Raw genomic sequence first — 17,009 nt, forward strand, 5'->3', positions numbered from 1 at the left:
ATCAGGCCAGTAGCCTTCTGTGGGTCTGAATGGACATCAGGATGCCGAAGCCCACCATCAGGGTCACCATGGAGGTGCCGCCGTAGCTCACCAGGGGCAGGGGCCTCCCACCACCGGCAGAATATATCCGCCTCATCATGCCAGTAGCCTTCTGTGGGTCTGAATGGACATCAGGATGCCGAAGCCCGCCATCAGGGTCACCATGGAGGTGCCGCCGTAGCTCACCAGGGGCAGGGGCACGCCCACCACCGGGAGTATGCCGCTCACCATGCCCATGTTGACGAACACATAGACGAAGAAGGTGAGGGTCAGGGCGCCGCCGAGCAGGCGCTCGAAGCTGCTCTGGGCCTGCATCGAGATGTAGAGGCAGCGGCTGATGATGTAGAGGTAGAGGGCGAGCAGCAAGGCCACACCCACCAGACCGAACTCCTCGCTGAACACGGCGAAGATGAAGTCGGTGTGGCGCTCTGGCAAAAACTCCAGCTGGGACTGGGTCCCCTGCAGCCACCCCTTGCCGAACACGCCGCCTGAGCCTATCGCTATCTTGGACTGGATGATGTGGTAGCCACGGCCGAGCGGGTCCTTCTCCGGGTCGATCAGCATCAGCACCCGCTGGCGCTGATAGTCGTGCATCAGGAAGAACCAGAGCAGGGGCAGGAAGGCGGCGAGCAGCATCACCGCCAGGCCGATGAGCCACCAGCTGATCCCCGCCAGGAAGATGACGAAGAAGCCGGAGGCCGCCACCAGGATGGAGGTGCCCAGATCGGGCTGGGCCGCGATCAGCAGGGTAGGCAGCAGCACCATGACAAGGGCGATCACCACATGACTGAGCTTGGGGGGCAGGGAGTGCCGGCTGAGCCAGGTGGCCACCATGATGGGCATGGAGACCTTCATCACCTCGGAGGGCTGGAACTTCATGAAACCAAGGTCCAGCCAGCGCTGGGCCCCCTTGCCGATGTGGCCGAACACGTCCACCGCGATCAGCATCAGGACCACCACCACGAACACGGGGATGGCCCAGCGGGCATAGAGGGTCGGGGGCAGCTGGGCCAGGGCCAGCATCAGCACGAAGGCGAGGCCGCCGCGCACCAGCTGGCGCACGATGGATTCCAGATCCTGGCCCGAGGCGGAGTAGAGCACCACCATGGAGAGCGCCATCAGGCAGAGCAGGCCGATGAGCAGGGGCAGGTCGATGTGCAGCCGGTACCAGATGCTTTGCTGGCGAGCGGAGTTACTCATGAGAGGCAACCTCTTCGGATTGGGGCTTCTTGGCCGGTGCCGGGGGCAGCTGGGGCTCTGGCGGCAGCAGATAGGCATCCAGCATATGGCGGGCGACGGGGGCCGCCATGGCGCTGCCGCCACCTGCGTTCTCCAGCACCAGGGCGACCACGGCCTTGGGGGCGTCGAACGGCGCGAAGGCGACGAACAGGGCATTGTCCCTGTGCTCCACCTTGGTGGTGGCCGCGTTGTAGACCTGGTTCTCCTTGAGACCGACCACCTGGGCCGTGCCCGACTTGCCCGCCGCCACATAGGGGGTGTTGGCAAAGGCGCGCCGACCCGTGCCCTCGTGGCCGTTGATGACGCGCCACATGCCATCCCGTCCCACCTGCCAGTAGCTGTCATGCTTGACCTTGAGCGCCACGTTCGGGTTGATGGGGGCAGGCACAGTGCCGTCGAGGGAGACGGTGCTCTTGAGCAGATGGGGCGTCACGTCATGGCCATTCTGGGTGAGAATGCTGATGGCCTTGGCGAGCTGGATCGGGGTGGAACTCCAGTAACCCTGGCCGATGCCGACCGAGATGGTGTCCCCCTGATACCAGGGTTGGCGCCAGCGGGCCATCTTCCAGTCCCGGGAGGGCATGACCCCCTTGGTCTCTTCATACAGATCGACCCCGCTGTAGCGGCCAAAGCCGAACTGGGTCATGTATTCGTGGATCTTGTCGATGCCGACCCGGTAGGCGAGATCGTAGAAATAGGTATCCGCCGACACCTCGATGGCGCGATAGACATCGAGCCAGCCATGGCCCCAGCGTCGCCAGTCACGGAACTTCTTGGTGGTGCCCGGGATGGAGAAGCTGGGCCCGCCGAAGTAGCGGTACTGGGGGGTGATGGCCCCCTCGTTGAGTCCCATCACCGAGAGCAGGGGCTTGACGGTGGAGGCGGGGGCATAGATGCCCTGGGTGGTGCGGTTCACCAGGGGGCGAGCCGGATCGTTGAGCAGGCCGGAATAGTTGGCGGTGGAGATGCCGGTCACGAACAGGTTGGGGTCGTAACTCGGGCTCGACTCCATGGCCAGGATGGCGCCCGTCTTGGGATCCATCATGACGATGGCGCCCCGGCGACCGTCCAGCAGCTGCTGGGCCTTGAGCTGCAGGCGGATGTCGATGTTGAGGTAGATGTCCTTGCCGGGCTGGGGCGGCTGGAACTTGAGGGTGCGCACCACCCGGCCGCGGTTGTTGACCTCGACCTCCTGGTAGCCGGCCACGCCGTGCAGCTCATCCTCGTAGAACTTCTCCACCCCCTGCTTGCCGATGTCCTTGGTGGCGGCATAGTTGGCGAGCTTCTCCTCCTTCTCCAGGCGCTCCACGTCCCGGGTGTTGATCTTGGCCACATAGCCTAGGGCATGGGTGAGGGTGTCACCAAACGGGTAATAGCGCTTGAGATAGGCCTCTATGCTGGCTCCCGGGTAGTTGTGCTGGTCGACGGAGAAGAGCGCCACCTGTTTCTCGGTCAGCTTCTCGTAGAGGGAGACCGGCTTGAAGCGGCGCTGGCGTTTGACCTCGGCCAGAAATTTCTCCTTGGTTCCCTCCGGCAGGCCCAGCAGGGCGATCAGATCGTCGGCCATCTTGTCGATGTCCCCCGCCTCCTCCGGCACGATTTCCAGGCTGTAGACAGGACGGTTCTCCGCCAGCAGCACCCCGTTGGCGTCATAGATGAGGCCCCGGGGGGGCGCCACCGGCACGACGCGGATCCGGTTGTCGTTGGAGCGGGTCTGATAGGTGTCGAACGATTCAACCTGCAGATAGTAGAGGTTGCCGAGCAGCACCAGCATCAGGGCAAGCATGCCCAGATAGGCGACCAGGGTGCGACGAAAGAAGAGGTTGCCCTCTGCGCTGTGATCGCGCATCTCGATGCGCTGTTTCAGCATGGGGAGGCCTCGGGAGTCGGGGAGAGCGAAGGCATAAGGCGCTATTCCCTGTGATAGGGGTGGTTGGTGGTGATGCTCCAGGCCCGGTAGAGACTCTCGGCCACCAGCACCCGCACCAGGGGATGGGGCAGGGTGAGGGGCGAGAGGGACCAGCTCTGTTCGGCGGCGGCCTTGCACTCGGGAGACAGGCCCTCGGGCCCGCCCACCAGCAAGGCCACGTCGCGGCCATCCAGCTTCCAGGCTTCCAGCTGGCCGGCCAGCTGCTCCGTGGTCCAGGGCTTGCCGGGAATGTCCAGGGTGACGAGGCGGGCGCGACCGGCGGCCGCCAGCATGGCTTCCCCTTCCTTTTGCAGGATGCGGGGGATATCGGCGTTTTTACCGCGTTTTCCGGCGCTTATCTCCACCAGTTCGAACGGCATGTCTTTCGGGAAACGGCGACGGTACTCCTGGAAGCCGTGCTCGACCCAGGCGGGCATCTTGGTGCCCACGGCAATCAACTGAATCTTCATGGGGGATCAGGCTTGTACCGGAGCATTGCCCCAGAGTTTTTCCAGTTGATAGAAGTCGCGAAACTCGTCCTGCATCACATGCACTATAACGGAGCCGAGATCCACCAGCACCCACTCGCCGGTCTGCTGTCCTTCGACACTGAGCAGGTCGAGCTTGGCATGACGGGCCTCGCTCGCCAGGTTGTGGGCGATGGCGCAGACATGGCGGCTGGAGTTGCCGGAGCAGATGATCAGGGTGTCCGTGATGCTGGATTGACCGCGCACATCCAGGGTGACGATGTCGCGGCCCTTCATGTCATCGATCTTGTCGATGATGAAAGCGTGCAGTTCTTGGCCTTGCAATAGTGTTTCTCCTCTGGATCCGCCGCGGCTCGCGCAGGCGTGGGGCGGCGGATTATATCATGGGTGGCCTGGTTTCCCACCCGGCTGGGCGGGGCCTGCCTGGGGGTTTTCCGCCACAGTGCGGTAGAGCCCCTCTTGCTCAATATAGTGCGCGACACAGGCTGGCAACAGGTAGCGGGTATCCTGGCCCCGGGCCAGCAAATCCCGCAGCCGGGTCGCGGAGAGCGCAATGGGCAGGTTGTCCGCCAGCCAGATGTGACCGCTCAGCTTGAGGTGCAGATCTTCGGCCCGGCGGGTGCCGTGGCGTGCCAGCAGCCCGGCTATGTCGGCCGGGTAGTCCGGTTGCCAGCCCGGGCGCAGGCTCACCACCAAGTGGGCGTAATCGAGCAGCTCTTGCCAGCGATGCCAGCTCGGCAGCGTGAGCAATGAGTCCATCCCCATCAGAAAGCAGAGCGGAGTGTCCGGCAGCTCGCCCCTCAGCTCGATGAGCGTGTCTATGGTCCAGGAGGGCTTGTCCCGCTTCAATTCCCGCTCATCTACCACGAACCCCGGGTTCTCTGCCGCCGCCAGTCTGACCATGGCCAGGCGCTGCTCGCTCGAGCAGAGCGGATTGGCGCGATGGGGCGGGATATGGTTCGGGATCAGCCTGATCTCGGCCAGTCCCAGGGCGTCGCGGGCCTCGATGGCCGGTCTCAGGTGACCTATGTGGACAGGATCGAAGGTGCCTCCGAGAATACCGACGGGTGGCTTCAGCATGGACTGGTCTCGGGCAGAGGCAGCAGGGTGCCATCGCGAAACCCCAGGGCCATGGTCTGCAACATCAGCCAGGCCTGCTCGGTATCGAAGCGGCGCTGGGCGTCATCGAGGCGGGTCATCAGCTGCCACAGCTGCTGCAGCTTGGCGAACGGCAAGCGGATCAGGGCCTGCTGGATCAGCTGCTGGCGGCTCTGCCAGATGCGCAGCCGGCTGAAGTGCTCCCCCAGGGGCTGGCCAGCGCGCATGGCCAGCGACAGCTCGGTGAGCTGTTCCAGCTCCCGGCACAGGGTCCAGGCCAGCATGCCGGGCTCGGTGCCCTCGGCCCGCAGCGCCAGCAGGATGCGCTGGGCCCGGTTCACCTTGCCTTCCAGCAGGCAGTCGATGAGCTGGAAAGGGGTGAAGTGGGCGTGGCGTATGATGGTCTCCTGCAGGTAGGCAACCGTGATCGGTTGGGGCGGCGAGAGCAGGGTCAGCTTCTCTATCTCCTGACTCGCCGCCAGCAGGTTGCCCTCGTAGGCATGGCACATGAAGTTGACCGCATCCGGCATCGCCTTGAGGCCAAAGCGCTGGAACCGGGCCCCCATCCAGCGCGGGAAGAAGCGCGGCTCGGGGTGATTGACCGGCACATGGGTGCCAATCTGGTAGAGCTTGTCAAACCAGGCGCTTTTCATCTGGGTCTGGTTTAGTCGTCCCCCAGAGAGTACCAGCAGCAGATCGGGATGAAGCTGCTTGCCGATCTCTGTGATGCGGGCGGCGATATCCTTGTCGAGCTTGGCCGGCAGCTCCAGCTCGATGAGCTGGCGCGTCGAGAACAGGCTCAGGGCCTGGCAGGCGTCGTAGACCTGATTCCAGTCCAGACCGGGCTCGACCACGAAACTGTGGCGCTCATCGAACCCCTGCTTGCGGGCGACCTGACGGATGACGTCGATGGCTTCCTGTTTGAGCAGCGGCTCGTCGCCAAAGACCAGATAGCAGGGCCTGAGCCCCGCCTTGAGGTGGTCCGCGAATTGTTCAGGGTAGATCCGCATCAGCACCCGGCCTGGTTGAGGGAGGAGAACGCAAGGTCGATGGCCCGCTCTTTCTCGAGCAGCGGCTCGTCGCCAAAGACGAGATAGCAGGGCCTGAGCCCTGCCTTGAGGTGATCCGCAGAGGGTTTTGGATGGATGCCCATCACGCGGCTCCCATCAGAACTTGACCTGGCTCAGCTGCCGGATGATGAGGCTCGCTGCCTGCTCCTGCATCTCCTTGCCAAGCTGTTCCTGCTCGCGGGAGGAGGCCAGGGCCGCATCCGGCTTGTTCAGGAAGCTGCGGTTGAAGGTGATGGGGAAGATCTGGGTCGGCTGGCCCGGCATGGAGACGGTGAAGCTGGTGCTGTAGCCGAGCACGTACTCCTTGTCCTGGCCGAGGGCGTCAACCGAGGCGACCTGACTGCTGTTGCTGACCCCACCCAGGGTCAGCACGGGGATGCCTTCCTTGTCCGTCAGGTTCACTCCCGAGGCCTTGAGGCGGGTGGTGACCTGGCGATAGAGATCGCTCTTGGTGTCACCGACCACCTTCATGGTCATCAGCTCGGGGGGGATGGCCTGGCTACGGAGCTGGAAACCGCAGGCCGAAAGCAGCAGGGCTGTCACCAGTATGGTGACTCGGCGAATGAGGGGCGAACCCATGGCATGTCCTCTCTGATTCAAGAAGGAGGCGACGCGCATGGGCGCGCCGCCTCCTTCGATTATATGAAGGTGCGCGGCCGCAGGCCGGGCACCAGGGCGATGGCTATCAAACCGGCCCGGATCAGTTGGCTACTATGTTGAGCAATTTCCCCGGCACATAGATCACCTTGCGCACGGTCAGGCCGTCGGTGAACTTCTGCACCGAGGCATCGTTCATGGCCAGCTGCTCGACATCGGCCTGGCTGATGTCGGCCGGGACGGTGAGTTTGCCGCGCATCTTGCCGTTGATCTGCACCACCACCAGTTTCTCGGTCTCGACCATGGCGGCCTCGTCGGCCACCGGCCAGCCGGTCACGTCTATGTCCCCTTCCTTGCCCAGCATCTTCCACAGCTCGAAGCCGATGTGCGGGGTGATGGGGTAGAGCATGACCACGACGGCTTCCAGCGCTTCCTGCATCAGGGCGCGATCCTGGGCGTCTGAGCCCAGTTTGGCCAGGTTGTTCATCAGCTCCATGATGGCGGCGATGGCGGTGTTGAAGGTCTGGCGGCGACCCACGTCATCGCTCACCTTGGCGATGGTCTTGTGCAGCTCGCGGCGCACCGCTTTCTGTTCGCCGGTCAAGGCGGCCAGATCCAGCGGGGCGACGGCACCCCCGGCAACGTGCTCGAAGGTGATGCGCCACAGGCGACGCAGGAAGCGCTGGGCGCCCTCCACGCCGGAATCGGACCACTCCAGGGTCATGTCGGCCGGGGAGGCGAACATCATGAACAGACGGACGGTGTCGGCGCCGTAACGCTCCACCATCAGCTGGGGATCGATGCCGTTGTTCTTGGACTTGGACATCTTGGTCATGCCGGAGTGGATCACCTCGCGCCCTTCCAGATCCACCGCCTTGGTGATGCGGCCCTTGTCGTCGCGCTCCACCTTGACCTCGGTCGGACTGACCCAGACGTTGCCGCCCTTCTCGTCCTTGTAGTAGAAGGCGTCGGCCAGCACCATGCCCTGGCAGAGCAGGCGCTTGAACGGCTCGTCGCTGTTGACCAGGCCCGCGTCACGGAGCAGCTTGTGGAAGAAGCGGGCGTAGAGCAGGTGCATACAGGCGTGCTCTATGCCGCCTATGTACTGATCCACCGGCAGCCAGTGGTTGGCGGCCGCGGGATCCAGCATGCCCTTGTCGTAGTCCGGGGAGCAGTAGCGGGCGTAGTACCAGGAGGACTCCATGAAGGTGTCGAAGGTATCGGTCTCGCGGAACGCGTCCTGGCCGTTGTAAGTGGTCTTGGCCCATTCGGCGTCGGCCTTGATGGGGCTCTGGATGCCGTCCATCACCACGTCTTCGGGCAGCAGCACCGGCAGCTGATCTTCCGGGGTCGGCACCACTGTGCCGTCCGCCAGGGTCAGCATGGGGATGGGGGCACCCCAGTAGCGCTGACGGGAAACCCCCCAGTCGCGCAGGCGGTAGTTGACGGTGCGCTTGCCGTGACCGAGGCCTTCCAGCTTGCTGGCGATGGCATCGAAGGCACCCTGGAAGTCGAGACCGTCGAATTCGCCGGAGTTGAACAGCGCGCCCTTCTCCGTGTAGGCGGCGTCGCTCACGTTCGGCGCTTCCCCGTCGGCCTGCTTGATGACGGCCTTGATCTCGAGGCCATACTTGGTGGCGAATTCAAAGTCGCGCTGGTCGTGACCCGGTACCGCCATCACGGCGCCGGTGCCGTAGTTCATCAGCACGAAGTTGGCGACCCAGACCGGCACCTTGCGGCCATCCAGGGGATGAATGGCATACAGGCCGGTGGCCATGCCCTTCTTCTCCATGGTGGCCATGTCTGCCTCGGCCACCTTGGTGTGCTTGCACTCTTCGATGAAGGCGGCCAGTTCCGGATTGCTTTCGGCAGCCTGGGCGGCCAGCGGGTGACCGGCGGCGATGCCCACATAGGTCACACCCATGAAGGTGTCCGGACGGGTGGTGTAGACCTCCAGGTGCTCGTCCTGACCCTCAATGGCAAAGCTGATGTTGACCCCTTCGGAGCGGCCAATCCAGTTGCGCTGCATGGTCTTGACCATCTCGGGCCAGCCTTCCAGATTGTCGATGTCGTTCAACAATTCTTCGGCGTAGTCGGTGATCTTGATGAACCACTGGGGGATCTCTTTTTGCTCCACCGGGGTGTCGCAGCGCCAGCAGCAGTTGTCCACCACCTGCTCGTTGGCCAGCACCGTCATGTCGTTCGGGCACCAGTTGACGGAAGAGGTCTTCTTGTAGACCAGGCCCTTCTCGTAGAGCTTGGTGAAGAACCACTGCTCCCAGCGGTAGTAATCCGGCTTGCAGGTCGCCAGCTCTCTGTCCCAGTCATAACCCAGCCCCAGCATCTTGAGCTGTTTCTTCATGTATTCGATGTTTTCATAGGTCCAGGGAGCCGGCGCCGTCTTGTTCTTGACCGCGGCGTTCTCGGCGGGCAGACCGAAGGCATCCCAGCCTATGGGTTGCAGCACGTTCTTGCCATTGAGCCGTTGATAACGGGAGATCACATCACCTATGGTGTAGTTACGCACGTGCCCCATGTGTAGACGACCAGACGGGTAGGGGAACATGGAGAGACAGTAGAATTTCTCTTTATCTACTTTCTCCACTGCCTTGAAGGTTTTCTTGGCGTCCCAGTGCTGTTGCACTGCTGGTTCAATGGATTGGGGAACGTATTGCTCTTGCATTTGGTGACATCCGGATCTGTGAAATGGATAGATAAATCGGCTGGGAAATCGCAATAGAATACCCATATCCTGCGGCGGCAACAACCGTCAGCGTCCCGGGTCGCCCGAGGCAGAGCACCCATCCGTCATTGAGAGAGGAGTTACGCCATGGACAAGCGCCGAAAAGGTTATGAGGCCTTCATCGCCCAGCTCAGAAAGCAGTGGGAGGAGACGGAGGCCTTTCAGGGAGAGCGTCTCAACAAGATGATCGCCAAGGTGCAGGCCTATCTGGAGGCGGCCGGGGATCTGACCCAGGACGAGCTGGCCCTCATCGCCGAATACGTGAAGCGGGATCTGGGCAACTATGACGAGAGTCGCGCCGAGGTACCCGAGTCCGCCTTTATGCTGGCGTTGAAGGATACAGTGTGGTCCTGGCTGGCGGACGTGACCGACCGCTCCCAGGTGGAGTGGCAGGAGCTGGCGGACGAGCTGGAGCACAAGGGGCTCTATCAGGCCGGCGACTGGGTGGGGTTGGGAGTCATGGTGTGCGATCAGTGCGGCTGGCGTCATACGGTATTGAAACCGGAGCAGCTGGGCACCTGCCCGGAGTGCGGCGCCAGCGAGTATCACAGGGAGCCGCTCTCGCCCTGAGCCCGCCCCGGATATCATTGGCTGGCGGAATGGCAAGAGGCGCCCCATTGGGCGCCTCTTTTCATTGACGGGTCAGCCTTGGCCGAACCAGGCCGCTTACAGCTCGCGGGCCCAGGGGTGGGCGCGGGGGCGCAGCACCAGCGCCAGCAGCAGCCCCAGGGCGCAGAAACCGTAGAGCGGCCAGCTGCCAAAGCGCAGGTAGGGGGTCTGGCCGTGGGCGGGACGCACCTCGGTGCGCAGCACTCCTGCCTCGAACTGGGGGATCTGGCCCGTGATGCTGCCATCGATTTCCGTGGTGATGGTGATGCCGTTGTTGGTGGCACGTAGCAGGGGGCGGGCCAGCTCGAGGGCACGCATGCGGGCGATCTCCATGTGCTGCCAGGGGCCGATACTGGTGCCGAACCAGGCGTCGTTGGAGACGGTCAGCAGGAAGTCGGTATCCGGCTGGACGTTGCGGCGCAGCTCCTCGGGGAAGATGATCTCGTAGCAGATGGCGGCCGCCAGCTTGAGTCCCTTGGCGATCAGGTTCGGCTGCACCGCATCCCCCGGGCTGAAGGAGGACATGGGCAGATTGAAGAAGGGGGCGATGGGGCGCAGCCAATCCTCGAACGGCACATATTCCCCGATGGGCAGCAGATGGTACTTGTTGAAGCGGTTCTCGTGCTCGTAGTGATAGGAGGCCTTGCCGTCCGCATCCTGCACCCCCATGCCGAGCACCACGTTGTAGAAACGCTGGGACTTGGCATCGTAGTTGATGATGCCCGCCAGAAGGGCGGTATCGTTCACCTTCATCGCCTTGTCCAGACTCTCCAGATAGCTGCCCATCTCCTTCTCGAGGGCCGGAATGGCCGACTCGGGCCAGACGATGAGGTCGGCATCCTGGTGCTCCCGGCTGAGATCCTGATAGGTGCGGATGGTGGGGACCAGGGCTTCCGGGTTCCACTTGAGAGACTGGGCGATATTGCCCTGCACCAGCGCCACCTTGACCGGCTCGCCCCGGGTCACCCAGTTAAGCTGCATCAGTCCCAGGGCGGTGCCCACCAGGGCGACGGGCAGCAACAGCCAGGCCGGCTTGCGGCTCTGCCAGGTCAGCCAGAGGGCGGAGGCGGTGAGCAGCAGGGCGAGGGTGATGCCCTGCACCCCGAGAATGGGGGCGAACCCCTTGAGGGGGCCGTCTATCTGGGTATAACCAAACCAGAGCCAGGGATAGCCGGTCATGATAGTGCCCCGCAGCCAGTCGGCGATGAGCCAGAGCGCCGGGAAGGCGAGCAGCCAGCGACTCCAGTGACGGGCGGTGAAGTAGCGGGCGAAGACCCAGCAGGCCAGGGTCGGGTAGAGGGAGAGATAGGCTGCCAGCCCCGCCAGCAGCAGGAAGGCGGCCGGCAGCGGTATGCCGCCAAACTCCGTCATGCTGACATGGATCCACCACTGACCCGGCAGGAAGAGGCCCATGGCATAGCCGAAGCCGCGCCAGGCGGCCTGGCGCGGGCTCGCCTTGTCCAGCAGGGCGTAGAGGCCGAGCAGGGAGGGGATCACCAGGGGCCAGTAGCCAAAGGGGGAGAAGGCCAGGACGGCGAGGGCACCACAGGCCAGGGCGCACAGGCTGGTCAGGAGTTTCGATTTCACGGGTGATGGGGCTCAAATTGGGCTGAAAACGGAGTTGGTGGATATCTTAACCCGTAATGGTGGGCAACGGCGAGTCCGGTGCGCCACGGCCGCCCTCTGTCCCGCTCCCGAAGGGCCCGTTAGCCTACCTCCAGCACGGCCATCCAATGAAAAGGCCCCGCGTGGCGGGGCCTGATGTCGAGGCGCGACGAGGGGGGATCACTGGGTCTCGGACTGGGCCGCGACATGGTTCTCCGGGATCTTGACCTGCAACTGCTGCAGGCGGCGCCGGTCGGCATGCATCACCTTGAACAGGTAGCCGCCCAGCTCGATCTCCTCGCCCTTTTTCGGCAGATGGCTGAAGGCGTGCATCACCAGGCCACCCACGGTATCCACCTCTTCATCGCTGAACTGGGTGCCGAAGAAGTCGTTGAAGTCCTCTATCTCGGTCAGGGCGCTGACCGAGAAGACCCGCTTGCTGATGCGGCGGATCTCGTCCGGCTCGTCGTCATCGTCATCGAACTCGTCATCTATCTCGCCGACGATGAGTTCCAGTATGTCTTCAATGGTCACCAGACCCGAGACGCCGCCAAACTCGTCCACCACTATGGCCATGTGGTAGCGCTCCTCGCGAAACTCCTTGAGCAGGCGGTCGACCCGCTTGCTCTCGGGCACGATCACGGTCGGGCGCAGGATGTTTTCGAGGGCGAGGGGCTCGCTGGCATGGTGGGAACCAAAACCGAACGGCAGCAGATCCTTGGCGAGCAGTATGCCCTCCACATGATCCTTGTCTTCGTTGATCACCGGGAAACGGGAGTGACCCGATTCTATGATGACCGGCAGGAGTTCATCCACGGACTGGGATTTCTCTATGGTCACCATCTGGGAGCGGGGGATCATGATGTCGCGTACGCGTAGATCGGCGATCTCGAGCACACCCTCAATCATGTCCTTGGTGTCCTGATCGATGAGATCGCGCTCCTCTGCGTCGGCAATCACATCCACCAAATCGTTGCGGTCTTTTGGCTCGCCCTGGAAGAGTTGGCTGAGCTTGTCGAGCCAGGTTTTCTTCGGCGAGCCGGTACTAGGGTGATCGTCGGTCATTTTTTCTCTTGGTTACTCATTTAAACATGCGGGATTAGTGTGTCTGCTACATGAGGATGACGGCGGCCTGTTTCAATGCCGTGACATGCCTCGGTCAGGGATCAGGCTTCATCGTCGAGATAGGGATCCGCAAAGCCGAGCTCGGCCATGATCTCGCGCTCGAGCGCCTCCATCTCCTCGGCTTCCTCATCCTCGATATGGTCATAACCTAGCAGATGCAGACTGCCATGCACAACCATGTGGGCCCAGTGGGCCTCGAGGGGCTTGTTCTGCTCGGCGGCTTCCCGCTCCACCACCTGGCGGCAGATGACGAGATCGCCAAGCAGGGGCAGCTCCAGACCCGGCGGTGCCTCGAACGGGAAGGAGAGCACATTGGTCGGGTTGTCCTTGCCACGATAGGTGTGGTTGAGTTCGCGGCTCTCCGCCTCGTCCACCAGGCGTACCGTCACCTCGGCTTCCTGCTGAAAGCCGAGAAGGGTGCCGTCGAGCCAGGCTTGCAACTGGGCCTGGCTCGGGAGGCCGGTCTCTTGCTCACAGGCCAGCTGCAGATCCAGGATCACGCTCATTTTGCGCCCTCCTTGCCGGCGGCAGAGTTCGACCGGGCGGCCTGCTCGGCGTCGAACGCCTCGTAGGCCTGGACGATGCGAGCCACCACGGGGTGGCGCACCACGTCCCTGGATTCGAAGAAGTTGAAGGAGAGGCCATCGACCCCCTGCAGCACCTCGATGGCGTGGCGCAGGCCGGAGCGCATGTTGCGCGGCAGATCCACCTGGGTGATGTCACCGGTCACCACCGCCTTGGAGTTGAAGCCGATGCGGGTCAGGAACATCTTCATCTGCTCCGTGGTGGTGTTCTGGGCCTCGTCGAGAATGATGAAGGCATCGTTCAGGGTGCGGCCGCGCATATAGGCGAGCGGCGCGACTTCGATGATGTTGCGCTCCATCAGCTTCTCCACCCGCTCGAAGCCCAGCATCTCGAACAGGGCGTCGTAGAGGGGGCGCAAGTAAGGGTCCACCTTCTGGGAGAGATCCCCGGGCAGGAAGCCGAGCTTCTCCCCGGCTTCCACCGCGGGGCGGGTCAGCAGGATGCGGCGAATCTCCTGGCGCTCCAGGGCATCGACCGCGGCGGCGACCGCCAGATAGGTCTTGCCGGTCCCGGCGGGCCCGATGCCGAAGCTGATGTCGTGGCGCACTATGTTGCTGATGTACTGCGCCTGGTTCGGGCTGCGGGGCTTGATGAGACCGCGCTTGGTCTTGACCGTCACCGCCTTGTCGCCCCCCTGGGCGGGGGCCTCGTCATCCTGCTCCAGCACCCGGGACTCCTGCACCGCCAGGTGCACCATCTCGGGCTGGATGTCGCTCACCTTGCCCCCCTTGAGGGCCTGGGTCTCCACATAGAGGTGCTTGAGGATGGCGGCAGCCGCATCCACCTGGGCCTGTTTGCCCAGCAGCTGGAAGTGGTTGTTGCGATAGCTGATCTCGACGCCGAGCCGGCGTTCGAGCTGCTTGAGGTTGTCGTCGAAGGGGCCGCACAGGCTGGCGAGCCGCAGGTTGTCCGCGGGCTCCAGATGCAGGTTCAGGGTCGAGATGTGTCGGGTCAAGGGATCCTCGTCTCATGAGCGAGATCGGCGGGTGCCCCGCCGATCCGGCGTTTAATGGGGGGTAAAACCGGCGACGCCGAGGGCGTCGGGCACGTTGTCCGGACGACGGGCCAGGATCTCCCGGGGCGCGACGGCGACCCGCAAATCCATCTCGGCCTCACCGCGCAGCAGGGTGGCGCGCAGCGAGTGGGGCAGCACCTCGGTGATCTCCACGTCGGCGAAGCCGCCGATGAGGGAGCGGGGCCCCACGAAGTTGACCACTCGGTTGTTCTCGGTGCGACCGCGCAGCTGCATGGGATCCTGCTTGGAGGGGCCCTCCACCAGGATGCGCTGGCTGGTGCCCAGCATGGCGCGGCTGATCTGCATCGCCTGGTTGTTGATGACGTGCTGCAACCTGGCCAGGCGCGCCTTCTTCACCTCCATGTCGACATCGTCTGGCATGTCGGCGGCCGGGGTGCCGGGGCGCGGGCTGTAGATGAAGCTGAAGCTCATGTCGAAGTTCACCTCTTCGATGAGCTTCATGGTGGCCTCGAAGTCCTCGTCCGTCTCGTTGGGGAAGCCGACGATGAAGTCGGAACTGATGGTGATGTCGGGACGGGCGGCGCGCAGGCGGCGGATCTTGGACTTGTACTCCAGCGCCGTGTGGGGACGCTTCATCATGGTCAGGATGCGATCCGATCCGCTCTGCACCGGCAGATGCAGGAAGCTGACCACCTCTGGGGTGTCCTTGTAGACCTCGATGATGTCGTCGGTGAACTCGATGGGGTGGCTGGTGGTGTAGCGAATGCGGTCGATGCCGTCGATGGCGGCCACCAGGCGCAGCAGATCCGCGAAGGAGCAGATGCCGTCGTCATGGGTCGGGCCCCGGTAGGCGTTGACGTTCTGGCCGAGCAGGTTGACCTCGCGCACCCCCTGTTCGGCGAGCTGGGCGATCTCGTAGAGCACGTCGTCGAGCGGGCGGCTCACCTCCTCGCCACGGGTGTAGGGCACCACGCAGAAGGAGCAGTATTTGGAGCAGCCTTCCATGATGGAGACAAAGGCGGTGGCCCCTTCGGCACGGGGCTCCGGCAGGCTGTCGAACTTCTCTATCTCGGGGAAGGCGACGTCCACCTGGGCACCGCGTCCCTCCTGCACCTGCTTGATCATGGCGGGCAGGCGATGCAGGGTCTGGGGGCCGAAGACGATGTCCACATAGGGGGCGCGGCTGCGAATGCTCTCCCCCTCCTGGGAGGCGACGCAGCCCCCCACCCCGATGACCAGACCGGGTTTGTCAGCCTTGAGCTTCTTCCAGCGACCGAGCTGGTGGAACACCTTCTCCTGGGCCTTCTCGCGAATGGAACAGGTGTTGAGCAGCAAGACGTCTGCTTCTTCCGGCTCGTCGGTGAGTTGATAGCCGTTGCTGGCATCCAGAAGGTCGGCCATCTTGGACGAGTCGTACTCGTTCATCTGGCAGCCCCAGGTTTTAATATGAAGTTTCTTGCTCATTGCTACTCTTGACTGTTTTTGAAAGCGACATGGTCAAAGGACCGGGCATTTTACCCCGCAATCTGGATACTGCCTAGCTAATATCCAGCTGGCACCTGCCCATCCGGCCGGGATCTTGGCGAGCCAGGTCACTGCTTGCCAGGGCATCTTGGGGTATCATGGCCCGCAGATGCCGCGCCGTCCGCGCCACCTTGTTGTCACCCGTCCGCCCCTGGCGGGCCTTGCGCCTCGCGGCGCCCGTTTTCAGGAAGCAGCCATGTCCGCAATGCAAGATGCCCAAACCGCCGCCCCCCAAGAGTGCGATGTGATCATCGTCGGCGCCGGCATGGTGGGCGCCGCCACCGCCTGCCTGCTGGCAGGTCAGGGCCGCTCGGTGCGCCTCGTCGAGAGCCGCCTGCCCGCCCCCTTCTCCCCGGAGCAGCCACGGGATCTGCGGGTCTCCGCCATCAGTCAGGCCTCGGTTGCCCTGCTGGATCGCGCCTGTGCCTGGGAGCCGCTCAGGCAGATGCGATTGTGCCCCTATCGCCGGCTGGAAACCTGGGAGCTGGATGGCTGCGCGACCGCCTTCGATGCCGCCACCCTGGGGTTGCCCCAGCTGGGTTACATCATAGAGAACCGCCTGATCCAGCTCGCCTTGCTGCGTCGCATCGAGGCGCTTGCCCACATCCATCTTCACAGCCCGGCGACGGTGCACGGCCTCGCGCAGGACGGTGACGGGGTGGCCCTGACCCTGGCGGATGGCAGCGTGCTGCGGGGGCGCTGGTTGCTGGCCTGTGATGGCGCCGAGTCGCAGATTCGCCGGCTGGCGGGGATCGGCGTGTCCCGTTTCGAGTATCGCCAGCACTGCCTGCTGATCAATATCGACACCGATTTCGCGCAGGAGGACATCACCTGGCAGCAGTTCACCCCGAGCGGCCCGCGCGCCTTCCTGCCCCTGTCCGGCCAGCACGGCTCCCTGGTCTGGTATGACAGCCCGGCCCGGATCCGGGCCCTGGCCGCCATGGACAACGAGGCGCTGGCCACCGAGGTGCGCCGCCACTTCCCGGCCCGGCTCGGCGGTTTTACCGTGACCGGCAAGGGGAACTTCCCCCTGGTGCGCCGCCACGCCAACGCCTACCACGCCGATCGGGTGGTGCTGCTGGGGGACGCCGCCCACACCATCAACCCGCTGGCGGGGCAGGGGGTCAATCTGGGTTTCAAGGATGTGGCCTGCTGGGTCGAGCTGCTGGAGAAGGCGGGGGCCGACTGGCACGACATCGCCCTGGCCGCACGCTATGAGCGGCGCCGTCGCCCGGACAACCTGCTGATGCAGTCGGGGATGGACCTCTTCTACGGGGTGTTCAGCAACGAGATAGGGCCGCTCAAGCTGGCTCGCAACCTGGCCCTCAATCTGGCGGACAAGGCGGGCCCGCTCAAGGAGATGGCCCTGCGCTATGCCCTGGGGCTGGTGTAGCCGGGATTC

General features: G+C 63.8%; 16 protein-coding genes and 1 pseudogene. 2 read left to right on the plus strand and 15 right to left on the minus strand.

The window, feature by feature from the left end; all coding sequences use genetic code 11:
* Position 1: 1 nt before the first annotated feature.
* The 10 genes and pseudogenes from ACEUCR_RS07750 to leuS all read right to left on the minus strand — a co-directional run bounded on the left by ACEUCR_RS07750 (position 2) and on the right by leuS (position 9,123).
* Positions 2-139 carry an FtsW/RodA/SpoVE family cell cycle protein gene (locus ACEUCR_RS07750; protein WP_408789262.1) on the minus strand — a complete coding sequence of 46 codons (138 nt, stop codon included), beginning with the start codon at positions 137-139 and terminating at the stop codon, positions 2-4.
* A complete protein-coding gene (gene rodA / locus ACEUCR_RS07755) occupies positions 136-1,239 on the minus strand; it encodes a rod shape-determining protein RodA (protein WP_041992913.1) in 1,104 nt (367 codons plus the stop codon). Before rodA ends, ACEUCR_RS07750 begins: the two co-directional genes overlap by 4 nt.
* Complete coding sequence (gene mrdA, locus ACEUCR_RS07760) at positions 1,232-3,148, minus strand: penicillin-binding protein 2 (RefSeq protein ID WP_111874075.1); 1,917 nt, start codon at positions 3,146-3,148, stop codon at positions 1,232-1,234. The genes rodA and mrdA overlap by 8 nt, the downstream gene beginning before the upstream one ends.
* Before the next feature lie 41 nt (positions 3,149-3,189).
* A complete protein-coding gene (rlmH, locus tag ACEUCR_RS07765) occupies positions 3,190-3,657 on the minus strand; it encodes a 23S rRNA (pseudouridine(1915)-N(3))-methyltransferase RlmH (RefSeq protein WP_041992918.1) in 468 nt (155 codons plus the stop codon).
* 6 nt (positions 3,658-3,663) lie between these two features.
* On the minus strand, positions 3,664-3,999 hold the full coding sequence (gene rsfS / locus ACEUCR_RS07770) for a ribosome silencing factor (RefSeq protein WP_041992921.1): 336 nt from the start codon (positions 3,997-3,999) through the stop codon (positions 3,664-3,666).
* A gap of 57 nt (positions 4,000-4,056) precedes the next feature.
* Positions 4,057-4,755, minus strand: a complete 699-nt coding sequence (nadD, locus tag ACEUCR_RS07775) for a nicotinate-nucleotide adenylyltransferase (RefSeq protein WP_408747397.1) — start codon at positions 4,753-4,755, stop codon at positions 4,057-4,059.
* On the minus strand, positions 4,749-5,783 hold the full coding sequence (gene holA / locus ACEUCR_RS07780; protein WP_408789265.1) for a DNA polymerase III subunit delta: 1,035 nt from the start codon (positions 5,781-5,783) through the stop codon (positions 4,749-4,751). Before holA ends, nadD begins: the two co-directional genes overlap by 7 nt.
* Before the next feature lie 35 nt (positions 5,784-5,818).
* Positions 5,819-5,926: pseudogene (locus ACEUCR_RS07785) on the minus strand (DNA polymerase III subunit delta); the annotation flags it as partial.
* A 13-nt stretch (positions 5,927-5,939) separates the two neighbouring features.
* Positions 5,940-6,422, minus strand: a complete 483-nt coding sequence (locus tag ACEUCR_RS07790; RefSeq protein WP_408789268.1) for an LPS-assembly lipoprotein LptE — start codon at positions 6,420-6,422, stop codon at positions 5,940-5,942.
* Positions 6,423-6,543: 121 nt separating this feature from the next.
* Positions 6,544-9,123 carry a leucine--tRNA ligase gene (leuS, locus tag ACEUCR_RS07795; RefSeq protein WP_408789270.1) on the minus strand — a complete coding sequence of 860 codons (2,580 nt, stop codon included), beginning with the start codon at positions 9,121-9,123 and terminating at the stop codon, positions 6,544-6,546.
* A gap of 147 nt (positions 9,124-9,270) precedes the next feature.
* Between leuS and ACEUCR_RS07800 the strand changes: the two genes are divergently transcribed.
* Positions 9,271-9,753: a zinc ribbon-containing protein gene (locus tag ACEUCR_RS07800; RefSeq protein WP_041992936.1), complete on the plus strand. Its 483-nt coding sequence runs from the start codon at positions 9,271-9,273 to the stop codon at positions 9,751-9,753.
* A gap of 96 nt (positions 9,754-9,849) precedes the next feature.
* Here ACEUCR_RS07800 and lnt read toward each other — a convergent pair whose 3' ends face one another.
* From lnt to miaB, 5 genes are all read right to left on the minus strand, one after another.
* Positions 9,850-11,379, minus strand: coding sequence for an apolipoprotein N-acyltransferase (gene lnt, locus ACEUCR_RS07805; RefSeq protein WP_041992938.1), 1,530 nt, complete (start codon positions 11,377-11,379; stop codon positions 9,850-9,852).
* A 198-nt stretch (positions 11,380-11,577) separates the two neighbouring features.
* Positions 11,578-12,462 (minus strand): CNNM family magnesium/cobalt transport protein CorC, encoded by an 885-nt coding sequence (corC, locus tag ACEUCR_RS07810; protein ID WP_041992942.1) that lies wholly within the window; start codon positions 12,460-12,462, stop codon positions 11,578-11,580.
* 101 nt (positions 12,463-12,563) lie between these two features.
* Positions 12,564-13,028, minus strand: coding sequence for an rRNA maturation RNase YbeY (ybeY, locus tag ACEUCR_RS07815; protein ID WP_408789273.1), 465 nt, complete (start codon positions 13,026-13,028; stop codon positions 12,564-12,566).
* Positions 13,025-14,062, minus strand: coding sequence for a PhoH family protein (locus tag ACEUCR_RS07820; RefSeq protein ID WP_408789276.1), 1,038 nt, complete (start codon positions 14,060-14,062; stop codon positions 13,025-13,027). The genes ybeY and ACEUCR_RS07820 overlap by 4 nt, the downstream gene beginning before the upstream one ends.
* A gap of 51 nt (positions 14,063-14,113) precedes the next feature.
* Complete coding sequence (gene miaB / locus ACEUCR_RS07825; protein WP_392443993.1) at positions 14,114-15,547, minus strand: tRNA (N6-isopentenyl adenosine(37)-C2)-methylthiotransferase MiaB; 1,434 nt, start codon at positions 15,545-15,547, stop codon at positions 14,114-14,116.
* 265 nt (positions 15,548-15,812) lie between these two features.
* Between miaB and ACEUCR_RS07830 the strand changes: the two genes are divergently transcribed.
* On the plus strand, positions 15,813-17,000 hold the full coding sequence (locus ACEUCR_RS07830; RefSeq protein ID WP_408789648.1) for an FAD-dependent oxidoreductase: 1,188 nt from the start codon (positions 15,813-15,815) through the stop codon (positions 16,998-17,000).
* Positions 17,001-17,009 lie beyond the last annotated feature (9 nt).

Source organism: Aeromonas bivalvium (genome assembly GCF_046078285.1).
GTDB lineage: Bacteria > Pseudomonadota > Gammaproteobacteria > Enterobacterales > Aeromonadaceae > Aeromonas > Aeromonas bivalvium.

What these genes read in the sequence shown, in the direction of transcription:
- ACEUCR_RS07750 (WP_408789262.1), bottom strand. Translation starts at nt 139, where the DNA reads ATGATGAGGCGGATATATTCTGCCGGTGGTGGGAGGCCCCTGCCCCTG.
- rodA (WP_041992913.1), bottom strand. Translation starts at nt 1,239, where the DNA reads ATGAGTAACTCCGCTCGCCAGCAAAGCATCTGGTACCGGCTGCACATC.
- mrdA (WP_111874075.1), bottom strand. Translation starts at nt 3,148, where the DNA reads ATGCTGAAACAGCGCATCGAGATGCGCGATCACAGCGCAGAGGGCAAC.
- rlmH (WP_041992918.1), bottom strand. Translation starts at nt 3,657, where the DNA reads ATGAAGATTCAGTTGATTGCCGTGGGCACCAAGATGCCCGCCTGGGTC.
- nadD (WP_408747397.1), bottom strand. Translation starts at nt 4,755, where the DNA reads ATGCTGAAGCCACCCGTCGGTATTCTCGGAGGCACCTTCGATCCTGTC.
- holA (WP_408789265.1), bottom strand. Translation starts at nt 5,783, where the DNA reads ATGCGGATCTACCCTGAACAATTCGCGGACCACCTCAAGGCGGGGCTC.
- ACEUCR_RS07790 (WP_408789268.1), bottom strand. Translation starts at nt 6,422, where the DNA reads ATGGGTTCGCCCCTCATTCGCCGAGTCACCATACTGGTGACAGCCCTG.
- leuS (WP_408789270.1), bottom strand. Translation starts at nt 9,123, where the DNA reads ATGCAAGAGCAATACGTTCCCCAATCCATTGAACCAGCAGTGCAACAG.
- ACEUCR_RS07800 (WP_041992936.1), top strand. Translation starts at nt 9,271, where the DNA reads ATGGACAAGCGCCGAAAAGGTTATGAGGCCTTCATCGCCCAGCTCAGA.
- corC (WP_041992942.1), bottom strand. Translation starts at nt 12,462, where the DNA reads ATGACCGACGATCACCCTAGTACCGGCTCGCCGAAGAAAACCTGGCTC.
- ybeY (WP_408789273.1), bottom strand. Translation starts at nt 13,028, where the DNA reads ATGAGCGTGATCCTGGATCTGCAGCTGGCCTGTGAGCAAGAGACCGGC.
- miaB (WP_392443993.1), bottom strand. Translation starts at nt 15,547, where the DNA reads ATGAGCAAGAAACTTCATATTAAAACCTGGGGCTGCCAGATGAACGAG.
- ACEUCR_RS07830 (WP_408789648.1), top strand. Translation starts at nt 15,813, where the DNA reads ATGCAAGATGCCCAAACCGCCGCCCCCCAAGAGTGCGATGTGATCATC.